Origin of the sequence: Solwaraspora sp. WMMD791 (assembly GCF_029581195.1) — a bacterium.
Taxonomy (GTDB): Bacteria; Actinomycetota; Actinomycetes; order Mycobacteriales; family Micromonosporaceae; genus Micromonospora_E.
The window spans coordinates 3112792-3135508 of the sequence record NZ_CP120737.1; the positions used below are offsets into that span (position 1 = coordinate 3112792).

Genomic DNA, 22717 nt, shown 5'->3' on the forward strand with positions numbered 1-22717 from the left:
CGGGACACCGGGTGCTCAGGCGGTCTGCCGACGCGAGGTGCGGTTCAGGTCGATGCGGCCCCGACCGAACGCGTCGATGTGCCCCCACCGGCCGGGAATGTCGAGCAGTTCGATGCGGCCCAGGCTGATCGGCAACGCCGGGTCGACCACCAGATGCTCGCCCTGCGGCTCCAACCCGAGCAGGGTCCGCAGCAGCAGCAGCGTCGCGCCGGTCGACCAGGCCTGCGGACTGCAGGAGGTCGGGTACTCCACCGGATACTTGGTCAACGCCCGGTCGTAGCCACCGAACGCCTCCGGCAGCCGGCCGTTGAAGTACTGCGCGGCGTTGATGATCCCGTCCGCGATCCGGGCCGACTCCTCCAGGAACCCGTACCGGCGCAGCCCCCAGGCGATGAACGAGTTGTCGAACGGCCAGACCGTGCCGACGTGGTAACCGATCGGGTTGAACCGGCCCTCCCCCTCGGCCAGGGTCCGCACTCCCCAGCCGGAGAACATCCGGGGACTGACCAGGTGCTTGGCGAGCTTCTTCGCCTTGCCGACGTCGACGATGCCGCTCCACAGCAGATGGCCGACGTTCGACGACAACGCGTCGACCTGGCCGCCCTCCGGGTCCAGCGCGAGCGCGAAGTACTCGCCGTCGGCGACCCAGAAGTCCCGGTTGAACCGGCGCTTGAGGTCGGCGGCCTCCCGCTCCAACTGGTCGGCGTAGGCCGGGTCCTTCCAGATGTGCCGGGCCAGCCGGGCACCGCGCACCTTGGCGTCGTAGGCGTACCCCTGCAGTTCACAGGTGGCCCTGGGGAACCCGGGCAGTCGCCCGTCGCGGTAGCAGATGGAGTCCCAGGAGTCCTTCCAGCACTGGTTCTCCAGACCGGTGTCGGTGTTGCGCCGCTCGTACCAGATGTAGCCGTTTCCGAGCAGGTCGCCGTAGGTGTCGATCCAGTGCAGCGCCCGCCGGGCCTCGGACTCCAGCGCTCGGACCAGTTTGACGTCGCCGGTCCACCGTTCGTACTCGTCGAGCAGCACCACGAACAGCGGCGTCGAGTCGGCCGCACCGAAGTACGGGGTGTGCGGCTGCTCCTCGAACGCCGACGACTCGCCGTACCGGATCTCGTGCAGGATCTTGCCCGGCTCCTCGTCCCGGAAGTCGTCGAGTTTGCTGCCCTGCAACGCGGCGAGCAGCTTCAGGGTGGCCGAGGCCAGCTCCGGAGCGAACGGCAGGGTCTGCAGGCTGGTGAAGATGCTGTCCCGGCCGAACATGGTGGCGAACCACGGTACACCGGCCGCCGGCACCGACTGCCCGCCGAGCGACAGCGGGGTGTAGCGCAGCGCGGCCAGGTCGACCAGGCTGCGCTTGTACGTCGAGGCCAGCGGCTCGCAGTCGCAGGCCAGCCGGGGTGCCCGGGCGATCCACTCGTCCAGGTCGCGGCGCATCTCCGGCTTGGGCCGGTCGAAGTGCTGCCCGAGCAGTCCTTCGCGCAGGTCCCGCCCGTCCGGCCCGATCGCGGTCGTCTTCACCTTGATGTGGGTCACCCACTGGCCGTGCGGCTCGACGACGATCTGGAACGCCAGGCCGTGCTCGTCGATGCGGGCCGGCTCGCTGCTGGAGATGATCGTCTCCCGGTGGAAGCTCTCCCGCTGGTAACCCAGCCGCAGGCAGTCCCGGTCGACGTGCGCGTAGTGCTTGCCGACCTTGTTGCGGACGTCCTTGATCTCGAACAGGTCGGCGAAGTCGGCACCCGCCTCCAGCCGTACGGTGAGCTCCATCGGCTCCTGGGCGTGGTTGAGGATGGTGATCTCCTCGTCGAAGCTGCCGCCGACCCACCGTTGCCGGATCACCGACATCTCGGCGTCGACGTAGTGCGTCGGCTCGCCCGGCACCAGGAAGAACCGCGCCTCGAAGTACTGCAGGTCGTCGACCGACAGCGAGGAGAGCCGTTCGCCGTTGATGGTCAGCTGCCACTTCGACAGGAACCGGGTGTCGAAGGAGAACAGCCCGGTCGGCGCCGCCGGCGAGGCGTCGATGTCGCCCTGGCTGTCACTGACCACGAAGGTGTTGCCGTCCAGGATGCTGACCATTCCCTCGGTCATGACTCGGTCCTTTCCCGCCGGGCGTACGCGCGCGGATCATGGGCGCCGGGTGGGCCGGGCATCATCCGTTCGATCAGGATCAGCAGCCGGAGATCACCGAGGACCAGGATCTGCCCGCGCAGCATCGCCGCCATCGGGTTGATCTCGCCCCGTGCCATCGCCTCGAAGATCACCCCGTCGGTACGCAGCACGCATTCGGCGTCGCGCCGCTCCCGGGTCAGACTGGCCACCCCGTTGTCCAGGGTGACGAACCAGTAGTCCACCTGCTCGTCGCGCGCCAGGTCGAACCGGACGGTGCCGGTGACCTGACGCAGCAGTGCCGCGTTCTCCTTGCGGCTGACCCGGTCGAAGAACTCGGCCGTGGCCGGCATCGCGCTCGCCGACCCCGACCGGTTCGCCTGCGCCTGCTGCGTTGACTGCGGCATGATCCGCTCCCTCCACCCACGGGCAGAGTCGCCGACCACCGGGTGGCCCGGCATCGCCCGTACCGGATGATCCCGGCCCACGACGACCCTGGACCCCGGCGCAGGACGACCCCGGCGCAGGACGGCCGGGGTCAGCGGTGGGCTACGGCCGGGGCGTCAGTCGGCGGAGATGCCGTACGCCGACCAGCCCCGGTCGCGGAATCCGGCCGCCGAGGCGACCTTCGCCGACGCGGCGTTGGTCGCCTCGTGCAGATAGGTGGGGACCGCCCCGCTGTCGAGCACCCGCCGCGCCGCCTGGGCGACCAGCCGGCGGGCCAAACCCCGGCCACGCGCGGCCGGGGCGGTCCCGACGGCGATCTCCTGGCCGTGGGCGTCGTGGCGTTTGATCCCGACGCCGGCCAGGAAGGTCCCGTCGGCGTCGCGGGCCACCAGGACCGGCTCGGGGAACAGGCGCAGCCACGGCGGCAGCGAGTCGTCGGTGGGGTCGATCCAGTCTCCGGCGTCCGGCAGCGGCGCCGGTGCCAGGCAGTACCGGAACACCGCCCGGTGGGCCTGCCAGCCCGCGTAGCCGACGGCAGCCGGCAGCTTCGCCAGCAGGTCGTTGACCGGCAGGTCGGCCAACGCCCGGACCGTCTCGACCTTGTCCGGCGGTACGGACAGCACCGCGCCACCGGGGGCGCCGACGCCGACCACCGGGCGGGGTCGCCCGTCCCAGGCGGGTTCGACCCGGCGTTGCGAACCGACCACCTGCAACGCCCGCCCGGCCGGCCACTGCCCCAGCCAGCTGACCAGGTGGTGGTAGAGGCGCTTGTCCAGCATCCTGCCTCCTGACCCGCGCGGCGGGGCACCCGCACCGCCCGCAAGGCTTCTCCCTGCCCTGCGAAAAGTATGCAGTCTCTACGGCTGTCGTGGTCAGCTCGCCGAAGATGTCCGGACCAACGTGCGGATCTGGCGCAGCAGAACGGACAACGCGGCGAGATCGGCCGGTGAGTGGGCGAAATCCTCCATCGCCCGCCGGACCCGGGCCACCGCGCTGGTGTTGTCCTGCTCCCACTGCGCGACCCGGTCCTCCACCGACAGCTGCGCCGACGTCGCGGTGAGCACTTCGACGGTGAGCGCGGCCAGCGCGGCGTACAGGTCGTAGCGCAGCGCGGTGCGGGCCAGTGTCTGCCACCGGTCCTCGCGCGGCAACAGCGAGATCTTGCTCAGCAGCCAGTCCACCCGGAACCGCTCGGAGAGCATGAAGTACACCGACGCCACCTCGGTGACGTCGGCACCGGTGTCGGCGGCGGTCTCCACCACGTCGAGCAGGCCGAAGCTGTACATGATCCGAGTGGCCCGGTCAGCGAGGTCCGCCGGCAGCCCGCGGTCGATCATCGTGGCGACGTGCGCCCGCAGCGACTCCCGCTCGTCGCCGCGGAAGAAGCTACCCAGCTGCGGCAACAGCCGGGACACTCCGTCGCGCAGCCGGGCCGTCTCCTCCGGCACGTCCAGCGGCGACTTGCGGTTGGTGACCAGCCAGCGCACCGCGCGGTCGAGCAGTCGACGGCTCTCCAGGTAGACCGACACCTGGGACTCGGTGCTGACCACGGTGTCCAGCGCGTCGATGCCGGCCCACAGTTCGTCGAGGCCGAACACGTCACGTACCACGACGTAGGCGCGCAGCACGTCGGCGGCCGATGCTCCGGTCTCCTCCATCGTCCGGTAGACGAAGGACATGCCGCCCCGGTTGACGGCCTCGTTGACCAGACTGGTCACGACGATCTCGCGGCGCAGCCGGTGGTCGGCCATCCGGGCGGCGTACCGCTCGCGCAGCGGGGTCGGGAAGTAGTCGACGAGCACCCGGTCGGTCCACGCCTCGTCGGGCAGCCCGTCGGCGAGCACCTGCCCCTCGATGGAGATCTTCGTGTAGGCGAGCAGCACCGCGAACTCGGGCAGGGTCAGCCCGTCCGCGTCGGCGCGGATCCGTTCGGCCAGGTCGTCGTCGCTGGGCAGCGCCTCCAACTCCCGGTCCAGCTGGCCGGACTGCTCCAGGTCGGTGATCATCCGCCGGTGCACCGGCAGCAGCGACCGGGCCTGGGCGCAGGCGTTGGCCAGCGCCCGCGCCTGGTCGTAGTTGTCCCGCAGCACCAGCGCGGCGACCTCGTCGGTCATCTCGACCAGCAGTTCGTCGCGCTGCGCCACGGTCAGTTCGCCGTCGGCGACCGCACCGCCGAGCAGGATCTTGATGTTGACCTCGTGGTCGGAGCAGTCCACCCCGGCCGAGTTGTCGATGAAGTCGGTGTAGCTGCGCCCGCCGGCGCGGGCGTACTCGATCCGACCCCGCTGGGTCAGCCCCAGATTGCCGCCCTCGCCGACCACCCTGGCCCGCAGCGACCGGCCGTCCACCCGGATCGCGTCGTTGGCCTTGTCGCCGACCTCGGCGTGTGATTCGGTCGACGCCTTGACGTAGGTGCCGATGCCGCCGTTGAACAGCAGGTCCACCGGGGCGCGCAGGATCGCCCGGATCAGCTCCGGCGGGGAGAGCACGTCGACGGCGTCGTCGAGGCCGAGCGCCGCGCGGACCTGCCGGCTGACCGGCACCGACTTCGCGGTACGCGGATACACGCCCCCGCCGTCGGAGATCAGCGCCGGGTCGTAGTCCGCCCAGGACGAGCGCGGCAGTTCGAACAGCCGCCGCCGCTCGGCGTAGGAGGCGGCCGCGTCCGGGTCCGGGTCGAGGAAGACGTGCCGGTGATCGAAGGCGGCGACCAGCCGGATGTGCTCGGACAGCAGCATCCCGTTGCCGAACACGTCACCGGACATGTCGCCGATGCCGACGGCGGTGACGTCCTGCCGCTGGATGTCCACCCCGAGGTCCCGGAAGTGCCGTTTCACCGACTCCCACGCGCCCCGGGCGGTGATGCCCATCTTCTTGTGGTCGTAGCCGGCCGAGCCGCCGGAGGCGAACGCGTCGCCCATCCAGAACCCCCGGGCCTGGGAGATCGCGTTCGCCACGTCGGAGAAGGTGGCGGTGCCCTTGTCGGCGGCGACCACCAGGTACGGGTCGTCGCCGTCGTGGCGGACCACCGCCGGCGGCGGCTCGATGCGCCCACCGACGATGTTGTCGGTGACGTCCAGCAGCGCGGAAATGAACTGCTGGTAGCAGGCCACCCCTTCGGCCTGCACCGCCTCCCGGTCCGGTGGTTGCGCCGCCGCCCGGCCGCGCGCCGTACCGCCGGGCTGCTTCACCACGAAGCCGCCCTTGGCGCCGACCGGAACGATCACCGCGTTCTTCACCATCTGAGCCTTGACCAGGCCGAGCACCTCGGTACGGAAGTCCTCCCGCCGGTCCGACCAGCGCAGCCCACCCCGGGCGACCTCGCCGAAGCGCAGATGCACGCCCTCGAACCGGGGCGAGTAGACGAAGATCTCGTACGCCGGCCGGGGCGCCGGCAGCTCCGGCACCGCCTGCGGGTCCAGCTTGATCGCCACGTACGGCACCGGCCGGCCGTCGGCGCCGCGCTGGTAGAAGTTGGTCCGCAGGGTGGCCAGGATCAGCGTCAGGTAGCTGCGCAGGATCCGGTCCTGGTCGAGGCTGTCGACGTCGTCGAACTGCCGACCGATGGCGGCGACCAGCTCCTGCCCGCGCCGCTGGCGGGCCTCGTCGTCGACCTCCGGCGTCGGCGCGAACCGGCACTCGAACAGGTCGATCAGCAGCCGGGTCACCACCGGGTACGCGACGAAGGTGGCCTCCATGTACTCCTGGGAGAAGACGGTGCCCGCCTGGCGCAGATATTTGGCGTACGCGCGCAGCACCACCACCTGTCGCCAGGTCAGCCCGGCCCGCAGCACCAGTTCGTTGAACCCGTCGACCTCCGCCTCGCCGCGCCACGCCGCCGAGAACGCGTTCTCCACGTGCGGGCGTACCTCGGCCAGCGCCCAGGCGCCGACCGGCAGGCGCAGCCCGAAGTCGTACAGGTAGATCAGCTGGTCGACCCGGGCGATCTCGTACGGCCGCTCGTCGACGACCTGGACGCCGAGGGAGTGCAGCACCGGCAGCACGTCGGAGAGCACCATCGGTTCGCCGTACCGGTAGACCTTGAAGCGCACGTCGCGTTCGTCGCCGCCACCGCCCGGCGGGCGGAACAGGTGCATCTCCAGCTGGCCGGGCTCGTCGAGCAGCTCCAACTTGGCCAGGTCCTGCACCGCTTCGTACGCGGAGTGTTCCTCCTTGTAGCCCTCCGGGTAGGCCTCGGCGTAGCGCCGGTGCAGCGACTTGGCCGCCTCGTCGCCGAGTTTGCGCTCCAGCACCAGCCGGAAGTCGTCCTCCCACAGCCGGGTGGCGTCGGCGAGCAGCTCGGCCAGCCGGTCCGGGTCGAGCGCTGCCGGCGGCGCGGCCGGATCGGTCCGCACGATGAAGTGCACCCGGGCCAGCATCGACTCGGTGACCCGGGTGGTGTAGTCGACGCCGACCCCGTTGAGCTCGCGCAGCAGGATCTGCTGCATCCGCAGCCGGTTCTGCGTGGTGAACCGGTCCCGGGGCAGGTAGATCAGGCAGGACAGGAACCGCCCGTACCCGTCGGGACGCAGGAACAGCCGCAGCTGCCGGCGACCGGCCATCCGCAGTACGCCGAGCACGGCGTGGTAGAGGTCGTCGGTGCGGATCTGGAACAGTTCGTCGCGCGGGTAGGTCTCCAGGATCTGCAGCATGTCCTTGCCGGAGTGGCTGCGCGGGCTGAGCCCGGAGCGCTCCAGCACCTCGGCGACCTTGCGCCGGACCACCGGCAGCTCCTGCACGCTGGTGCGGTACGCGGCGGTGGAGAACAGGCCGAGGAACCGCCGCTCCCCGACGACCTGGCCGGCGGCGTCGAAGATCTTGAACCCGATGTAGTCGAGGTAGGCGGCCCGGTGCACGGTGGCCCGCGAGTTCGCCTTGGTGATCACCAGCAGCCGCTTCTCCAGGGCCTTCGCCGCCGCCTGCGGGGTCATCGACGCCAGCGGACGGGGCCGGGTCTGATCCTGGCGCAGGATGCCGAGCCCGCTGCCGAGCACCGCGACCAGGGCCTTGTCGCCGTCCCCGCTGTCGACCAGGCGGTACTCGCGGTAGCCGAGGAAGGTGAAGTGGTCGTCGGCCAGCCAGCGCAGCAGCTCGACCGAGTCGGTCACGTCCTTGTCCGGTACGGGCAGCGCCCGCTGGTCACGCCCGGTCGCCTCGACGAGTTCGTCGGCCAGGGCCAGGGCCCGCCGGCGCATCTTCGGCCAGTCCTCCACCGCCTCGCGGACGTCGGTGAGGACCCGCTTGAGGTCGCGGCGCAGCCGGTCCCGGTCGACCGCGTCGCGCACCGGGTCCAGCTCGATGCGGATCCAACTCTCCACCAGGTCGCCGTCGATCGCGTCGTCGGGCTCGACGTCGGCGGCCACCTCGGTCAGCTGGCCCAGCGGCTCCCGCCGGACCACCACCAGTGGGTGGACCAGCAGCTGCACGTCCAGGTGCCGCTCGGTGAGCAGTGCGGTCACCGAGTCGACCAGGAACGGCATGTCGTCGGTGACGATCTCGATGACGGTGTGTGGCTGGCCGTCGCCGGGTGGGGTCAGTCGCAGCTTCAACTCACCGGGCAGGCGGTTGCCGGCGAGTTCGCGGTGCGACCGGGTGGCGGTGAGCATCTCCTGCGGGGTGTAGCCGACCAGTTCCTCGTCGGCGGCGAACCGCCAGAAGCGGTCCACCAGGGAGGCGGTGTCGTGGTCGGTGTCGGCCAGCGACACGGCCTGCGCGATCAGCCGTTCCGCGCTCGGCATCGGGTCGTCGATGCCGGTGTCGTCGGTGTCGTCGGCGACCGCGGCGAGGGTCGTCTCCGGCGGCGGGAACGCCCGTGGGGTGATCGTGCGCTTCGTCTTCGTCGCCGGACGCCGGTTCATTGGTGCAGACTCCCCTCGCCCCACCACGCTGTGGGGTCAACCTTGGCCAAGCCTATTCCCCCGGGATCACCCATCTGACGGCAGATCGGCCCCACACCGTCGACTTGGTGACACCATTTCGGCACTTTGTGTGATAGGTCCTCGTCGCGGCGGGGCGTCGGTCACTACCGCACGATCAGGGGCAGCGGCGGGTGCGGCGGGATACTACGGTGCGTGGAGTCCGCCATGCGTCCGGAAGGGGACCGTCGCATGCGTCATCAGGCAGCGCACCAGCACCGTCGTCCGTACCGCTGGGGTCGCCGGCCGGTCGCGGTCGCGGCGGCGGTGCTCACCGTGGCCACCGTGTTGACCGCCTGCTCGTCCGACGACGGACCGGAAGCCACGGTCGACGCCTTCATCGAAGGCTGGCAGCGCGGCGACCTGTCGGCGATCGGCTTCATCACCCCGGCCGGTCAGCGGGTGCCGGCGGCCCAGGTCACCGAGGAGCTGGCCGCGCTGGCCGGCGGCCTGTCCGACAGCCCGCCGCAGCTGCGGCGCGACGGCGACGCCCCGGTCACCGAGGACATCGCCACCGGCACGGTGACGGTCGAGTGGACGCTGCCGGGCGAGGTGCGGTGGAGCTACCCCACGTCGGTCCGGCTGCGCCGGGGCGCCGACGACGCCTGGCAGGTCATCTGGAGCCCGGAGATCGTCCACCCGCAACTGGACAGCGGAGACCAGCTGGCGGTGAACCGCATCGCGCCGGTCCGCGGGTCGGTCCTCGACGGGGCCGGGCAGCCGATCGTGGCACCCCGCGCCGTCGTCGTGGTCGGCGTCCAGCCGAACGAGGTCGACGACCCGGCCGCCCTGGTCACCGCGCTCGACACCGCGTTCCGGGCGATCCGCCCGGCGCTGGACCCGCCGATCGACGTCGCGGGGCTGCCCGACCGGCTCACCGCCGCGCAACCGGACGCCTTCGTCGAGGTGGTCACCCTGCGCGAGGAGGCGTACCAGCAGATCCGGGACCGGATCTACGACCTGCCCGGCACCAAGTTCCGTCGGGAGGAACGCGACCTGGCACCGACCCGGGAGTTCGCCCGCGCGCTGCTCGGCACGGTCGACCCGGTGCAGCGTCAGGACATGGAGGCACACCCCGGCCGGTACGAGGTCGGCGACCTCGTCGGGCACGGCGGGCTGCAGGGCGCCTACGAGGAGCGGCTACGCGGCGTACCGGGTTACTCGGTGCAGATCGTCGGCACCGCCCCGGACGGCGCACAGACCGGCGGCGACGTGCTGTTCCGCGCGGACGCCCAGCCCGGCGAGGCGCTGCGGACCACGCTGGACGTCGCCACCCAGACCGCCGCCGACGCCGCGCTGACCGGGGTGTCCCGGCGCAGCGCCCTGGTCGCGGTGCGGATCAGCGACGGCGCGGTGCTCGCCGTCGCCAACGGCCCCGGCGGCGGTACGGAGAACCTGGCGTTCACCGCCCAGGTCCCGCCCGGATCGACGTTCAAGATGGTCAGCACGCTCGGCCTGCTCGAAGCCGGCGCGGTCGGCCCGAACGACCCGGTCGACTGCCCGAAGACCGCCACCGTCGACGGCCGGACGTTCACCAACGCCAACGGCTTCGAGCTGGGGCGGGTGCCGATGCGGACCGTCTTCGCCGAGTCGTGCAACACCACCTTCGCCAACCTGGCGCCGGAGTTGGGGGCCGACGGGCTCGCCGAGACCGGCCGGCTGCTCGGGCTCGAAGGCCAGTGGCGGCTGGGCGTGCCGGCCTTCACCGGTACGGTCTCCACCGGCGGCCCACCGGCCGAGCGGGCCGCCGCCGCGTTCGGGCAGGGCACGACGGTGGTCAGTCCACTGGCGATGGCCGGTGCGACGGCGGCGGTCGCCCGGGGGCAGTGGCGTCAGCCGAAACTGATCTCGGAGCCGGCCCCGCCGACGCCGGAGCCGGACGGCCCGCAACTGGACACCGCCGCCGTCGAGGCGCTGCGCTCGATGATGCGCGACGCGGTCACCGTCGGCACCGCCGAGGCGCTGCGGGACGTGCCGGGCGATCCGGTGCACGGCAAGACCGGCACCGCCGAGTACGACGACGATCCGGCCAACACGCACGCCTGGTTCGTCGGCTGGCAGGGTGACGTGGCCTTCGCCGTCTTCGTGGAGCAGGGCGGATCCGGCTCGGGCCAGGCGGTGCCGATCGCCGAGACCTTCCTGCGCGGCCTCGCCGCCAACTGATCGGCTGCGGAGGCAGACTTGAGCGCGGAGGGCCGGTTTCCTCACACTACGGCCGTTGATCTTGTTAGGTAATGACGAATTGTGGAACAGTCGTCAGGCTGCGAGGGCTTCCCGTAATTCGGCCGTGCCGGCGAGGGTGGGCCAGCGACGTGTCAGCGTGCCGCCGAGATTGCTCAATCCCTTGATGATCCGGGCGGAGCCGGTGGATCGCGAGGACCCGGCCCAGGCGGCGGTGCGTGAGGTGGCCGAGGAAACCGGGATCCAGGCCACCGTGCTCGGCGAACCAGCGTTCACCCACCCGGTGGTCGCAAGCCACGCAGCCCCGTGGGCGGTCATCGAGATGGGCGTCACCGACTCCAAGATCGGCGCACATCGGCACATCGACTTCGTGTACGTGTGCCGCGCCTGCGGTGGCGACCTGACCGCGCAGCTGGAGGAAGTCGCCAACGCCCGCTGGGTACCGGTCGCCGACCTCGCCGGGCTCCCCACCCCGGCCGAGCTGCCCGAACTGGTCGCTGCGGCCGCCCGGTGGGCCAAGACACACCGGTAGACGGCAGCGCCGGATTCCACCGAATCGCACGGCGGGTTGCCCTCCGCAGCTCAAACCGCGGCAGGCACCTGGCCAGCAGGCGAAGCAGGGTCCACTTAGGTAGTAGCGAGTCAGGTGTCGGTGGCGGGCGGAGCCGATGGGGCTCTCGTCGTCACTCCGTCCCCGCGCGGCTGGCTGCTGACCGCGACCCGGCTACCGCCCGGCTGCCGGGCGGTGGCCGGGTCAGGCCTCTGGCACCCGAAGTCTTCCGCATCAGCGACGAGGTTCTCGGCTACCGAACTACCGCCGCATACCTTCACCGACATCCGGTTCGAAACGCCGGGACCGACAGTCTGCTCAGACCATCGCAGCACTATCCAAGGTCCTGATGGGAAGTCTCGGGTCAAGGCTCAGTGGCAGGCGGAGCGGGCACTTCGTCGGGCGTCGGGTCGGCGGAATCTGCGGTAGCGGGCCGTGGGGACGGCGCCGGTCGCCGTAGCCGTCCGGGCTTGGTCGCCCCACGCGGCGCGATCCGGTCGGCGATCGTCAACGTCACCGGCGGGACCGGTGGCACCGCAGGTCGCAGCGCCGCCGCCGCCGGAGCGTCCGGCTCGGCCGATCCGGCGGCGGTCGATTCGGCGACCGGAGCTGTCGCCACCGCCGGGACCGCAGCGGGGGCCGCCGGCTGCGTGGCCGGCGGCGTCGACGTCTGCGGGGCCGGCGACGCCGGGGCCGCGTCGCTGGCGGGCCGGTCACCGTGCACCGGGCGCAGCCCGGCGACCAGGGTGGCGACGATGTCCGCCGCGTAGCTGCCGTCCGGGTCGTAGTCCGGGTCGAAGACGGTCAGCTCGACACCGAGACAGTGCGGCGTGTCGACCAGCTCCGCCAGCAGCAGCTCCAACTCGGCGAAGGCGATGCCACCCGGGTCGGGGGCGTCGACGGCCGGCATCACCGCCGGGTCCAGCACGTCGACGTCGACGTGCACCCAGTAGCCGGCGCAGTCGACCAGCTGGTCCCGGGCCCACTGGGCGCTACGGGCCGCGCCCTCGGCCCGTAGCGCCGGCACCGGCCGGGTGACGATCCCGGCCGCCTGCAGATCGAGCCGGTACTCGTCCTGGGCCCGGATACCGAGCACCACCACGTCGACGTCGCGGAAGTACGGCCGCCGGCCCTCGATGGCGGCCAGATCCGGCTGGCCCCGGCCGGTGACCAGAGCCAGGTCCTCACCGGCCGCCGCGCCCACGTAGGAGGCGTTGCCGGGGTGGCGGAAGTCGGAGTGCCCGTCGACGAAGACCAGCCCGATCCGGCCGCCGACGGACTCACCGAGCCGGTGCATGGCCAGGGCCGCGCCGAGCAGGATCGAGCAGTCACCGCCGAGCACCACCGGAAACTCGCCGGCGTCGATGATCGCCCCGATCCGGCCGGCGAGCGCCGTCGAGTACGCCGAGATCGACCCGGCGTGGCACACCCCGTCACCGGGGCGCCAGTCCGCCGGGTCGTACCTCGGTGGGGTGAGGCAGCCGGCGTCACGGGCGCCGAGCCGGGCCACCAGGGCGTGATCACGCAGTGCGCCGGGCGCTTTCGCGCAGCCGGGCACCGACGTCTCGGTCGGCGGGCGCAGACCGAGATTCGACGGTGCGTCAAGGACGGCTATCCGGCGCATCGCGCGGCTCAGAACAGCGCGCTGGCCAGCGCGCGGCGAGCCTTGATCACTGCCGGATCGTCCGGGCCGGCCACGGTGAACAGCGAGACCAGGTGCTTGCGGATGGTCTCCCGGTCGTCGCCGGCGCTGCGCCGGATCAGGTCGATCAGCCGTTGGTAGGCCTGATCGGCCTGGCCGTTGAGCACCTCGACGTCGGCGGCGAGCAGCTGCGCCGCGACGTCGTCCGGCGCGGTCCGCGCCGCGTCGAGCGCCGCCGCCGGCTGCACCCCCTGCACCCGGCGGGCCAGGGCCACCTGCGCCAGCCCGGCCTCGGCGGCCGCGTCGGCCGGCGACTCGTTGAGGATCTTCCGGTACGCCTGCTCGGCGGCGTCCAGGTCGCCCATCATCAGTGCCTCGTCAGCCGCGCCGAGCATCGGATCCTCGGGTGCCTCGACGGCGACGCCACCGGCTTTCAGCACCGCGCCGATCCACTGACGCAGCTGGGCCTCCGGAACCACACCGGCGAAGGCGTCGACCGGCTGGCCGCCGACCACCGCGTACACCATCGGGATCGACTGCACCCGGAACATCTGGGCCAGCCGCTGGTTGCTGTCCACGTCGACCTTGGCCAGCACCCAGGCGCCGCCGCCTTCGGCGGCGAGTTTCTCCAGCACCGGGGAGAGCTGCTTGCACGGTTGGCACCACTCGGCCCAGAAGTCGATGACGACCGGCGTGGTCATCGAGCGTTCCAGGACCTCCGACTGGAACGTCGCCTCGGTGACGTCGATGACGGCGACACCGCCGCCGGCCGGCGCACCACTGGGACCGCTCGGACCGGCGGCCGGACCGCCACCGGCGCTGGTCGGGGCCCCTGTGCCGGGGCGCGGGGCGGCCGGCGCGGCGCTGCGCAGGGAGCTCAGGTCTACCGCGCCGCGGGTGAAGATCGACGGGGTGGTACGTGGGTCGCTCATGGTTACCTAGTCTCGCACGCGAACCGTGCGTCCCAACGCCAGCGCCACCGCCCCGAACAGCACCATGACGCCGATCACGGGAACCAGTACGGCGACCGGCCGGGGCCACTCGACCGGGGCGAGCGCGATGTCGCCGTCGGTGGCGACCGGCAGGTAGCCACCGGTGGCCCACCAGGCGAGCAGCGCGGCGCCGAGCCCGGTCACGGTGGCCAGCACCACCGCCGGCAGCGCGCTCCAGCGCAGCGACCGGGCCGCGGTCCGCGCCGACAGCCCCTGGACGGTCAGCGCCGTCAGGTCCTCGCCCCGGCGGCGCCGTTCGACCATGGCCAGCAGCACCATCCCGGCGCAGGCCAGCACCACGGCGAGCGCGGCGGCGAGCAGGTGGAACCAGATCGCCAGGGCCGGTGCCGTCCGGTCGAGCCGCTGGCGTACCCGCTCGGGGGTGACCTCGCCGGTCACGGTGAGCCCGGCCACGTCGAGCCGCTCGGCGACGTCGGCCGGGGCGTCCCGGCTGAGCCACACCTGAGCCGTGTCGAGCACCGTGTTCTCCGGCACCGACCGTACGGCGTACTCCAGGTCGACCAGAAGGCCGCGGGTGCCCAGGGCCGGCAGCACCTCGACCGGTGCCTCGGTCACCGACTCGACCGGTGCGCCGGTCTCCAACCGGATGGTGGTGCGCTTGAGCCCCTGCGGCCGGTCGTCGACCCGGGTGACCAGGGCCGGCAGCGGGACCGGGACGTCGGCCGGCAGGATCCACGGGTCGGCGGCGTCGCCGGGGCGTACCCGCAGCCCGGCCGGGTCGACATCGACGGCGCCGCCGGAGGGCAGACGCCAACGGCTCTCGTCACTCAACGCAGCCGGGTCGAGCAGCCGGGTCCCGTCCACGGCCAGCCCGGTCACCGTCACGTCCGGGACCACCCGGAAGGTGGTCTCCTCCGGGGACGTCGCCGCGCCGCCGGCCGGCTCGGACCGGACGGAGAACCCGGCCAGCTGGCAGCCGTCGGTACAGTCGACGGACACCGGGTAGCTGCGCTGCCCGGCGCTGGCGGTCACCGACGCGGTGACCAGGCGCCCCGACGGGGACCGCAGGTGCACGGTGAACCGCACGTCGCCGACCGGTGGCGCGTCGTCGTCCGGCGCCCCGGCCGCGGTACGCCCCGGGGCGGCGAGGGTCAACTCGACGGCCAGCTCGGTCCCGTCGACGGCGATCGGCGCGCCGGCCGGTGTCCGCAGCCGGTCGGCGACCTCGGCCGCGCCGGCGGGGCCGAAGTCCGGCCGCCACCGGGCAGTGGCCGCCAGGGCGGCGGTGTCGGCCAGCAGCACCGGGATGTCGGCACCGGTCCCGGCGTCGGCACCGGCCCGCCCGACGGCCATGGCGTACCGGCCGTCGGGGTCGACGCTGCGCACGGCGGTCAGCAGCGTCCCGGCGGGAACCGGCAGCACGGTCAACGCCCGGTCTGTGCCGGCCTGCACCTCGGCCCGCGCCGACCGGGACTGCTCTGCCACGTCGAACGCGACGGCCGCGTAGCCGGTCACCGCGACGGTGACCGTGAGCAGGGTGAACAGGCGTTGACCGGCCGGCTGGCGGGCCAGGTGCAGCAGCCCCAGGGCGGCGGCGAGCCGGCCCCGACGCAGGGCGGCGGCGCCGAGTCGCCCGGTCAGTGGTGCCACCAGCCGGGCGGCGACCAGCGCCACGGTCACCCCGATCAGGGCCGGCACCAGCAACGACAGGCCGACCAGTTCGCTGTCGAAGAGCCGCAGCTGGGCTACGGCGACCACGGTCAGGGCGAGCATGACCGCTTCGACCAGCAGCGACGCCCAGAGCCGGGTCCGGGGCGGCACCCGGCGCAGCAGATCGACCACCGGGCTGGCCAGTTCCCGGCGCTGGGCGAGGACCGCGACGGCCAGCGCGCCGACGAGCGTGGCGCAGCCGGCCAGCACGGCCGTACCGGAGGTGACCGGCGCGAACCGGCCCTCCTCCAACCGCAGGCCGGCAAGGACGCCGACGAACACCGACCCGAGCAGGTAGCCGACCGGTGCGCCGAGGGCGATCGCGACCGCCGGTTCGCCGGCGGCCAGCAGCCAGCGGGCCCGCCGGGGCGTACCGCGCAGCGCGAGCAGGCCCAGTTCGGTACGGCGGGCGACGGTTCCGGCGGCGACCGCCATGAAGACGACGAACAGGCAGAGGATCACCAGCGGTACGGCGGCGACCGGCACCACCTGACGGGTCAGCGCCTGGGCCTGAGCGATCCGGTCCAGCAAGGAGCTCACGTCGTCGGTCAGGTGGACGAATCCGCCGCCCTCGACACTGAGCCGCTCGCCGATGTCGTCGAGTTGCCGGTCGAGGGCCGGCAGCCGCTCCGGTCGCAACGCGTCGTCGCTGGCCAACGCCTCGACGCTCCGGAAATCGCCCGGCCGGTCGATGTCGTCGACGGTGAACCGGCCGGTGAAGACCGGCTCACGATAGGCGTCCAGCGTGCCCGGGACGAAGTACGGTGTACGGCCCCAGTAGAGCGCGTCCGGATCGAGCGGCGCGTAGAGGCCGACCACGGTGACCTGGGCAGGTGCGCCGGCGGGGCGGTAGATCCGTTGCCCCGGATCGTACTGGGCCACGGTGATGGTCATGCCCTGGCCGGGGACCACTCCCAGCCGGCTGGCCGTGTCGACGCCGAGGACCACCTCGTACGGCGACATCAGGCACCGGCCCTCGACCATCCGCAGGTGGGCACAGACGTCCTCGCGGAAGGCCAGGTACGACACCTCGGTGGCGACGGATTCGACGCCGAGGATCGGCGACTGCACCGAGTAGACCGTACGGAACCCGGGCAGCTCACCGACCGCGTTCGTGACGGCCTGGAACGCGCCCTCCTGGCCCGGGGGCAGGTCGGGAACGGACAAGCTGACCGTGCGCTGTGACCGGCCGGTCGCCGACGTCTCCGCCACCACCACGGCCCGGTCGGCGGCGGCCAGGTACGCCGGGCCGGTCACCGCCGCCGCCGTGGCGAAGACGCTGAGTACGAAGACCACGAGCGCCTGACCGCGCCGGGCAGCCACCATCGACAACAGCAGTGAGATCATCGGTGGCTCCGGTCGGCGGGTCGGGTGTCGACGGCAGGCTCCTCGGCGGGGGATTCGACCGCACGGACCAGGCGGTGGCCCGCGAACACGGCGGCGCAGCCGAGCACCACCGTCGCGGTGACCAGGGTGATCAGCAGTGGCACCGGTCGCGGGCCGATCCGCAGCGGCAGCACCGCCCAGTTGTCGACGAAGACCGGCATCGTCTGCAGGACGGGCAACCGGCCGACGACGGTCACCAGCAGCCCGACCACCACCGCGAGCGCGGCGGTGACGACGTACCCGCCGTAGGCGATCCGGGCGACGGCCCTGGCCGGCAGACCCTGCGTCCGCAGCGCTGTCAGCTCCGCAGACCGGTCGCCCCGCTCCACCGCCGCGACCACCATGAGCGCGCCGGCCGCCAGCAGCAGCCCGATGAGGCCGGCGGCGAGTTGGAAGCGCAACGCCGACGGTGCCCCCTGCCGGCCCAACTGCTCCACCACGTCGGCCTGGGATTCGACGCCGATGACCGTCAGGCCCTGCGCGGTGAGCCGGTCCGCCAGGTCAGCGGGGGCGTCGGGGGCCAACCACACCTGAGGGACGTCGCCACTGCCGGCGCTGCCGGCCAGCCGGTCGGCCAGCTCCAGGTCGACCAGGTAGCCCCGGACCCGGGCCTGCGGCAGAGCGTCGGCCACCGCCACGTACCGCACCGGCAGGTCGTCGGCGCCGAAGACCGCCAGCCGGGGGTCGCCGGGCAGCTCCGGTGCGAGTTCCGGGCCGGAGCGCACCACCGGCAGCGGCACCGGCGTCTCGATCACGTGGACCCGGGTCGACCGGTCCCGGCCCGGCCCGGGCGCGGTGACGGTCAGGCCCCCGTCGGCGACGGTCAACGCGGGCCCGATCGCACCGGCCGCGACCGGGCCGCGCCAGTTGCGCAGGTCGGCGAAGAAGGCGCGGTCCAGCACGGGGGTGGTGGTGCCGGCCAGTTCCCGCAGGGTGACCGTCAGCCCCGGCTCGGCCGGTACCGGTCGACCGTTCCAGCCTGGTTGCCGCAGCTCCAGTGCGGTGAGCCGGCAGCCGTCCGGTCCGCACCCGTCGACCGTCGCGCGATGTTCGCCGGAGGTCGGCCCGAGCGGACCGAAGACCGCCGTCACCGGACTGCCCACCTGGTCGACCATGTAGGCGACGACGCTGACCGGTACGTCGGCCGGCCCGACCGCCGTCAGCCGCAGCTCACCGTCGGCCACCGTGACCCCGGTGATCGGCGCGGTCAACGCGGCGGCCACCTCGGCGGCCGCCGACCCGTACCAGGGGTGCCAGGCGGCGACGGCGGCGAATCTCGCGGTGTCCACCGCCAGGATCTGCTGTGCGGAGCCGGTGGCGTTGCTCACCACCGCCATCGCCTGTCGGCCGGACGGGTCGGCGGCCCGGACCGCGGCGAGCAGGTGGGCCCGGCTGCGGGCCTGCACGGTGAGGACCTGGTCGGTGCCGACGGCGTGGGTGGCCCGGGTGGCGCGGGCGTCGAGCGACTCGGTCCAGCCGGAGATCGCCGTACCGAACAACGCCACCGCGACGGTGAGTAGCGCGACGAGCCGGGCGGTGCCCGGGCGGCGGGCCAGGTGCAGCGCGGCCAGCGCGGCGGGCAGCCGGCCCTGGCGCAGCAGGGCGGCACCGGCGCGGGCCGCCCCCGGGGTGGCGAACCGGCCGGCGATCAACGCGACGGCGAGCGCGAGCAGCGCCGGGGCGAGCAGCACGACGCCGCTGACCTCGCCCGGCGCGGTGGTGGCGGTGTACGCCTGGTAGAGCCCGGCGGCGGCGACCGCGACGGCGATCAGGTCGACGACGTCGGCCCGCCAGCCGCGATGGCGCGCCGGGACGTGCCGGAGCAGGTCCACCACCCCGGCACGGGCGTTACTCAGGTCGGCGGCGATCGCGGCGGCCAGCGCGCCGGCGACCGCCGTACCGGCCGCGGCGGCGGCGAGTCGGGCGGCGGTGGCCAGCCGGTCCGGGTCCGGTCCGGCACCGGCGAGCAGCCGGGCACAGAGCACTCCGGCGGCGAGGCCGATCAGCGCGCCGACGAGCATCGGCAGCCCGCTCTGCCCGAGGGTGAGCAGCCAGACCCGCCATCGGGCACCGCCCCGGAGTTTGACCAGCCCCAGGTCACGGCGGCGGTGCTCGGCGGTGTGCCGCACGGCGAAGAACAGGGCGAACCAGGACAGCAGCAGCAACTGCCCGGCGGCCACCCCGACGCCCAGGTTGACCAGTTGACGGTGCCGGTTGATCTGGTTGACCAGGATGCCGGCGTCGGTACGGGTCAGCCAGCGTCCGCTGCCGCCGCCGGCGGATCGGCGCAGTGCGCTCGCCACGTCGACCCCGTCGATGAAGGCGGCGCCGGGCAGGATCAGATGGTGGTCGACGGAGAGCGCCGAGGCCGGGGTGGCTGCCAGGGTGCCGGCGGTGGCGTACGCCGGGTCACCGCTGTCGGTGCTCGCGTCGTCGGTGCCGGCGCCGGTGCCGAGCAGGCCGAAGGCCCAGTACGGCGAGTGCGGGTCGGCGACCTGGTAGGTGCCGGTGACGGTGAGGGCGATCGCCGCCTGGCGGCTCGCCTGGTGGGTCAGCCGGTCCCCGACGTCGACGCCGAGCCGCTCGGCCGTCCGGGCGCTGATCAGGACGTCGCCCGGGTCGGCGGGGCAGGCACCGGTGATGGTGAGGTGGTCGCAGACCTGCTCCCGGTGCACCAGGTCGGCCAGGAGCCCGACCTGTCCGGAGGCGAGGGTGCCGACGCTCCACACCGAACTGCTGACCTGCGCGTCCGGTAATCCGATGACCGCCGAGCCGCCGTCGCGGGCCTGGGCGAGCAGTTCCGCGCCGGCCGTGTCGCGGGCGGCCCGGTCGCCGGTGGTGGGGTCGACCACCTGGTCACGCGGCAGGTCCGGGCCGTCGAGCTCGATCCGGCCGGTCGCCCGGGCGGCCAGCTGGCCCGGCCCGGCGTCGGCGACGGCCGCCTCGGCGACCGTGCGGGTGGCCGCCGCGGCGTACCAGGGGGCGGCGGTGGTCGCGGTGACCGCGAGTGCGGTCAGTACCAGCAGGGCGACGGTCTGGCCGGCGCGGGCCCGCAGTGCCCCGAGAATCAGTGCGAACATCGCGATCAGTCCACAGTGGCACTGTTGGCGCCACCGGGCAGCGGGTCGGTCGGGGTCGGGTCACCGGGTAGCAGGTGCGGCGGGGCGGCGTCACCGCCGACGACCAGGGTCACCGCGCCGTCGACCTGGGCCACCCGCAGCAGCGTGCCGGGTGGGAAGTCGCCGAGCACCTCGGGCGGCAGCTGCACCGTACCGTCCCCGGCGACGACGGCGAAGTCCTCACCGTCGCGGCCCTCGGCACCGACCCGACCGTCTCTGATGGTCACCGCCCGGCCGAGCCGGGCACCGACGGCGGCGTCGTGGGTGACCACCACGATCGTGGTGCCCCGCTCGGCGTTGACGGTCTCCAACGCGTCGAGCACCTCGTCGCGGCCCCGGGTGTCGAGCTGACTGGTCGGTTCGTCGACCAGCAACAGGCCGGGCGAGGCGGCGACGCCGACGGCGAGGGCGGCCCGCTGCCGGGCGCCGGGGGTGAGGTCGGCGATCCGGGCACCACCCTGACCGGGCAGCCCGACCAGGTCGAGGATGCGGTCGGGATCGTCCAGGTCGATGCCGGCGGTGGCGGCGGCCCGCCGCTGCGCCAACCACACGTTGCGCCGCAACGTCGCGTACGGCAGCAGGTTGCGCACCGCGCCCTGCAGCACCACGCCGATCTGCGTACCCCGCATCCGGGAGATCTCCCGGTCGGAGAGTTTGCCCAGGTCGTACGTGCCGACGCTGACCCGCCCGGCCGACGGGCGCATCAGTCCGGCGAGCAGCGCCACCAGGGTCGACTTGCCGGAGCCGGAGGGGCCCACCAGGGCCAGCATCTCGCCCGGATTGATCGTCAGATCGACACCGGAGAGCGCGACAACGTCGCCGGCCTCGCCCCGGTAGATCTGCACGACCCGTCGACAGCTCACCGCAAGTCCCGTCACGGCGTACTGCCTACCACGATCACGCCGGGGCCGCTGACCCGGAAAAGCTCCGCCCTAGGCCGACGGCACGGCCGGGCAGCTGAAACCCGCGTCGGGATCAGAAGCGCGCCGGCTCCTGGTAGACGCCCCATTCGCCGCGCAGCGCGTCGCAGATCTCCCCGAGGGTCGCCTCGGCGCGCACCGCGTCGAGCATCACCGGCACCATGTTGTCCCCGCTGCGCGCGACCGCGACCAGCTCGTCGAGGCGGCGGCGAACTGCCGCGTCGTCGCGGTCGGCCCGACGGGCGGCCAGCAGCCGGCGCTGCTCGGTCTCCACCTCGTGGGAGATGCGCAGGATCTCCAGCTCCTTCGCGACGGTGCCGGTGTGACAGTTCACCCCGACGATCCTCTTACGCCCCGCCTCCACCGCCTGCTGGTAGGCGAACGCCGCTTCGGCGATCTGCCCGGTGAACCAGCCGTCCTCGATACCGCGCAGGATGCCGGAGGTCATCGGACCGATCGGGTGCGGGCCGTCGCCGCCGAGCTGGCGGATCCGGGCGAAGATCTCCTCCGCCTCGGCCTCGATCCGGTCGGTGAGCGCCTCGACGTACCAGGAGCCGCCGAGCGGGTCAGCCACGTTGGCCACCCCGGTCTCGTCCATCAGCACCTGCTGGGTCCGCAGCGCGATCTCCGCCGACTCGTCGGTCGGCAGCGCGAGGGTCTCGTCGAGCGCGTTGGTGTGCAGCGAGTTGGTGCCGCCGAGCACGGCGGCGAGCGCTTCGACCGCCGTACGCACGACGTTGTTGACCGGTTGCTGCGCGGTCAGCGACACCCCGGCGGTCTGGGTGTGGAACCGCAGCCACAGGGCACGTTCGTCGGTGGCGCCGTACTCCTCGCGCAGCCAGCGGGCCCAGATCCGCCGGGCGGCCCGGAACTTGGCGATCTCCTCGAAGAAGTCGACGTGCGCGTCGAAGAAGAAACTCAGCCCGGGGGCGAACCGGTTGACGTCCAGGCCGCGGGAGAGCCCGAGCTCGACGTAGCCGAAGCCGTCGGCGAGGGTGTACGCGAGCTCCTGGGCGGCGGTGGAGCCAGCTTCCCGGATGTGGTAGCCGGAGACCGACAGCGGCTTGTAGCGCGGGATCCGCTCGGCGCAGAACTCCATCAGGTCGCCGATCAGCCGCAGGTGCGGCTCGGGGGCGAACAGCCATTCCTTCTGCGCGATGTACTCCTTGAAGATGTCGGTCTGCAACGTACCGTCCAGAGTGGCAAGATCAGCGCCCTGGCGTTCGGCGGCGACCAGGTACATGCAGAACACCGGCACCGCCGGACCGGAGATGGTCATCGACGTGGTGACCGCCGCCAGGTCGATGCCGTCGAAGAGCACGTCCATGTCGGCTGCGGAGTCGATCGCCACGCCGCAGTGGCCGACCTCGCCGAGCGACTGAGGGTCGTCGGAGTCGCGGCCCATCAGCGTCGGCATGTCGAACGCCACCGACAGTCCACCGCCGCCGGCGCCGAGGATCATCTTGTACCGCTCGTTGGTCTGCCGGGCGTTGCCGAACCCGGCGAACTGCCGGATCGTCCAGGTCCGCCCCCGGTAGCCGGTCGGATACAACCCCCGGGTGTACGGGTACTCGCCGGGCCAGCCGATCCGCTCGAAGCCGGGGACGGCGGCCCCGGCCGGTGGCCCGTACAGCGGCTCCACCGGCGTACCGGACAGGGTGGTGAAGTCGGCGTCGCGCGTGCTCGCCGCGTCGTAGCGGGCCTGCCAGCGGGCGCGGCCGGCGGCGATCTCTTCGGCGTCCATCGGGGCCTCCTCGTCGTACGGCGACTCCGAGTCTAGAGGCTCAC

Annotated in this window: 12 protein-coding genes; 2 read left to right on the forward strand and 10 right to left on the reverse strand. The window is 72.9% G+C overall.

Annotated elements, in window-relative coordinates:
- Positions 1 to 15 precede the first annotated feature (15 nt).
- From O7623_RS13645 to O7623_RS13660, 4 genes are all read right to left on the reverse strand, one after another.
- Positions 16 to 2088: a glycogen debranching N-terminal domain-containing protein gene (locus O7623_RS13645; RefSeq protein ID WP_282228992.1), complete on the reverse strand. Its 2073-nt coding sequence runs from the start codon at positions 2086 to 2088 to the stop codon at positions 16 to 18.
- Positions 2085 to 2513, reverse strand: a complete 429-nt coding sequence (locus O7623_RS13650; protein ID WP_282228993.1) for an SCP2 sterol-binding domain-containing protein — start codon at positions 2511 to 2513, stop codon at positions 2085 to 2087. The genes O7623_RS13645 and O7623_RS13650 overlap by 4 nt, the downstream gene beginning before the upstream one ends.
- Positions 2514 to 2669: 156 nt before the next feature.
- Entirely contained in the window at positions 2670 to 3332 is a 663-nt protein-coding gene (locus O7623_RS13655) for a GNAT family N-acetyltransferase (RefSeq protein WP_282228994.1), read from the reverse strand.
- A 93-nt stretch (positions 3333 to 3425) separates the two neighbouring features.
- Positions 3426 to 8411 carry an NAD-glutamate dehydrogenase gene (locus O7623_RS13660; protein ID WP_282228995.1) on the reverse strand — a complete coding sequence of 1662 codons (4986 nt, stop codon included), beginning with the start codon at positions 8409 to 8411 and terminating at the stop codon, positions 3426 to 3428.
- 249 nt (positions 8412 to 8660) lie between these two features.
- Between O7623_RS13660 and O7623_RS13665 the strand changes: the two genes are divergently transcribed.
- On the forward strand, positions 8661 to 10631 hold the full coding sequence (locus tag O7623_RS13665) for a penicillin-binding transpeptidase domain-containing protein (protein ID WP_282228996.1): 1971 nt from the start codon (positions 8661 to 8663) through the stop codon (positions 10629 to 10631).
- 202 nt (positions 10632 to 10833) lie between these two features.
- Positions 10834 to 11181: an NUDIX domain-containing protein gene (locus O7623_RS13670; protein WP_282228997.1), complete on the forward strand. Its 348-nt coding sequence runs from the start codon at positions 10834 to 10836 to the stop codon at positions 11179 to 11181.
- Between the two features lie 382 nt (positions 11182 to 11563).
- On the opposite strand, the gene O7623_RS13675 is transcribed toward O7623_RS13670, so the two are convergent.
- The 6 genes from O7623_RS13675 to O7623_RS13700 form a co-directional block, all read right to left on the reverse strand.
- The gene (locus O7623_RS13675) at positions 11564 to 12823 is read right to left on the reverse strand and encodes an arginase family protein (protein WP_348775145.1); all 1260 of its coding nucleotides are present in this window, start codon (positions 12821 to 12823) and stop codon (positions 11564 to 11566) included.
- An 8-nt stretch (positions 12824 to 12831) separates the two neighbouring features.
- Positions 12832 to 13773, reverse strand: a complete 942-nt coding sequence (locus O7623_RS13680) for a tetratricopeptide repeat protein (protein ID WP_282228998.1) — start codon at positions 13771 to 13773, stop codon at positions 12832 to 12834.
- Between the two features lie 6 nt (positions 13774 to 13779).
- Positions 13780 to 16851, reverse strand: coding sequence for an FtsX-like permease family protein (locus O7623_RS13685; protein ID WP_282228999.1), 3072 nt, complete (start codon positions 16849 to 16851; stop codon positions 13780 to 13782).
- A complete protein-coding gene (locus O7623_RS13690) occupies positions 16848 to 19970 on the reverse strand; it encodes an FtsX-like permease family protein (RefSeq protein WP_282229000.1) in 3123 nt (1040 codons plus the stop codon). The genes O7623_RS13685 and O7623_RS13690 overlap by 4 nt, the downstream gene beginning before the upstream one ends.
- Before the next feature lie 5 nt (positions 19971 to 19975).
- Positions 19976 to 20887 (reverse strand): ATP-binding cassette domain-containing protein, encoded by a 912-nt coding sequence (locus O7623_RS13695; RefSeq protein ID WP_282229001.1) that lies wholly within the window; start codon positions 20885 to 20887, stop codon positions 19976 to 19978.
- 97 nt (positions 20888 to 20984) lie between these two features.
- A complete protein-coding gene (locus tag O7623_RS13700) occupies positions 20985 to 22673 on the reverse strand; it encodes a methylmalonyl-CoA mutase family protein (protein WP_282229002.1) in 1689 nt (562 codons plus the stop codon).
- Positions 22674 to 22717: the final 44 nt, after the last annotated feature.

Excerpts from the sequence above, each read along its gene's own strand:
- O7623_RS13675 (WP_348775145.1), bottom strand. The coding sequence starts at position 12,823 with ATGCGCCGGATAGCCGTCCTTGACGCACCGTCGAATCTCGGTCTGCGC.
- O7623_RS13700 (WP_282229002.1), bottom strand. The coding sequence starts at position 22,673 with ATGGACGCCGAAGAGATCGCCGCCGGCCGCGCCCGCTGGCAGGCCCGC.
- O7623_RS13650 (WP_282228993.1), bottom strand. The coding sequence starts at position 2,513 with ATGCCGCAGTCAACGCAGCAGGCGCAGGCGAACCGGTCGGGGTCGGCG.
- O7623_RS13685 (WP_282228999.1), bottom strand. The coding sequence starts at position 16,851 with ATGATCTCACTGCTGTTGTCGATGGTGGCTGCCCGGCGCGGTCAGGCG.
- O7623_RS13690 (WP_282229000.1), bottom strand. The coding sequence starts at position 19,970 with ATGTTCGCACTGATTCTCGGGGCACTGCGGGCCCGCGCCGGCCAGACC.
- O7623_RS13655 (WP_282228994.1), bottom strand. The coding sequence starts at position 3,332 with ATGCTGGACAAGCGCCTCTACCACCACCTGGTCAGCTGGCTGGGGCAG.
- O7623_RS13660 (WP_282228995.1), bottom strand. The coding sequence starts at position 8,411 with ATGAACCGGCGTCCGGCGACGAAGACGAAGCGCACGATCACCCCACGG.
- O7623_RS13665 (WP_282228996.1), top strand. The coding sequence starts at position 8,661 with ATGCGTCATCAGGCAGCGCACCAGCACCGTCGTCCGTACCGCTGGGGT.
- O7623_RS13680 (WP_282228998.1), bottom strand. The coding sequence starts at position 13,773 with ATGAGCGACCCACGTACCACCCCGTCGATCTTCACCCGCGGCGCGGTA.
- O7623_RS13645 (WP_282228992.1), bottom strand. The coding sequence starts at position 2,088 with ATGACCGAGGGAATGGTCAGCATCCTGGACGGCAACACCTTCGTGGTC.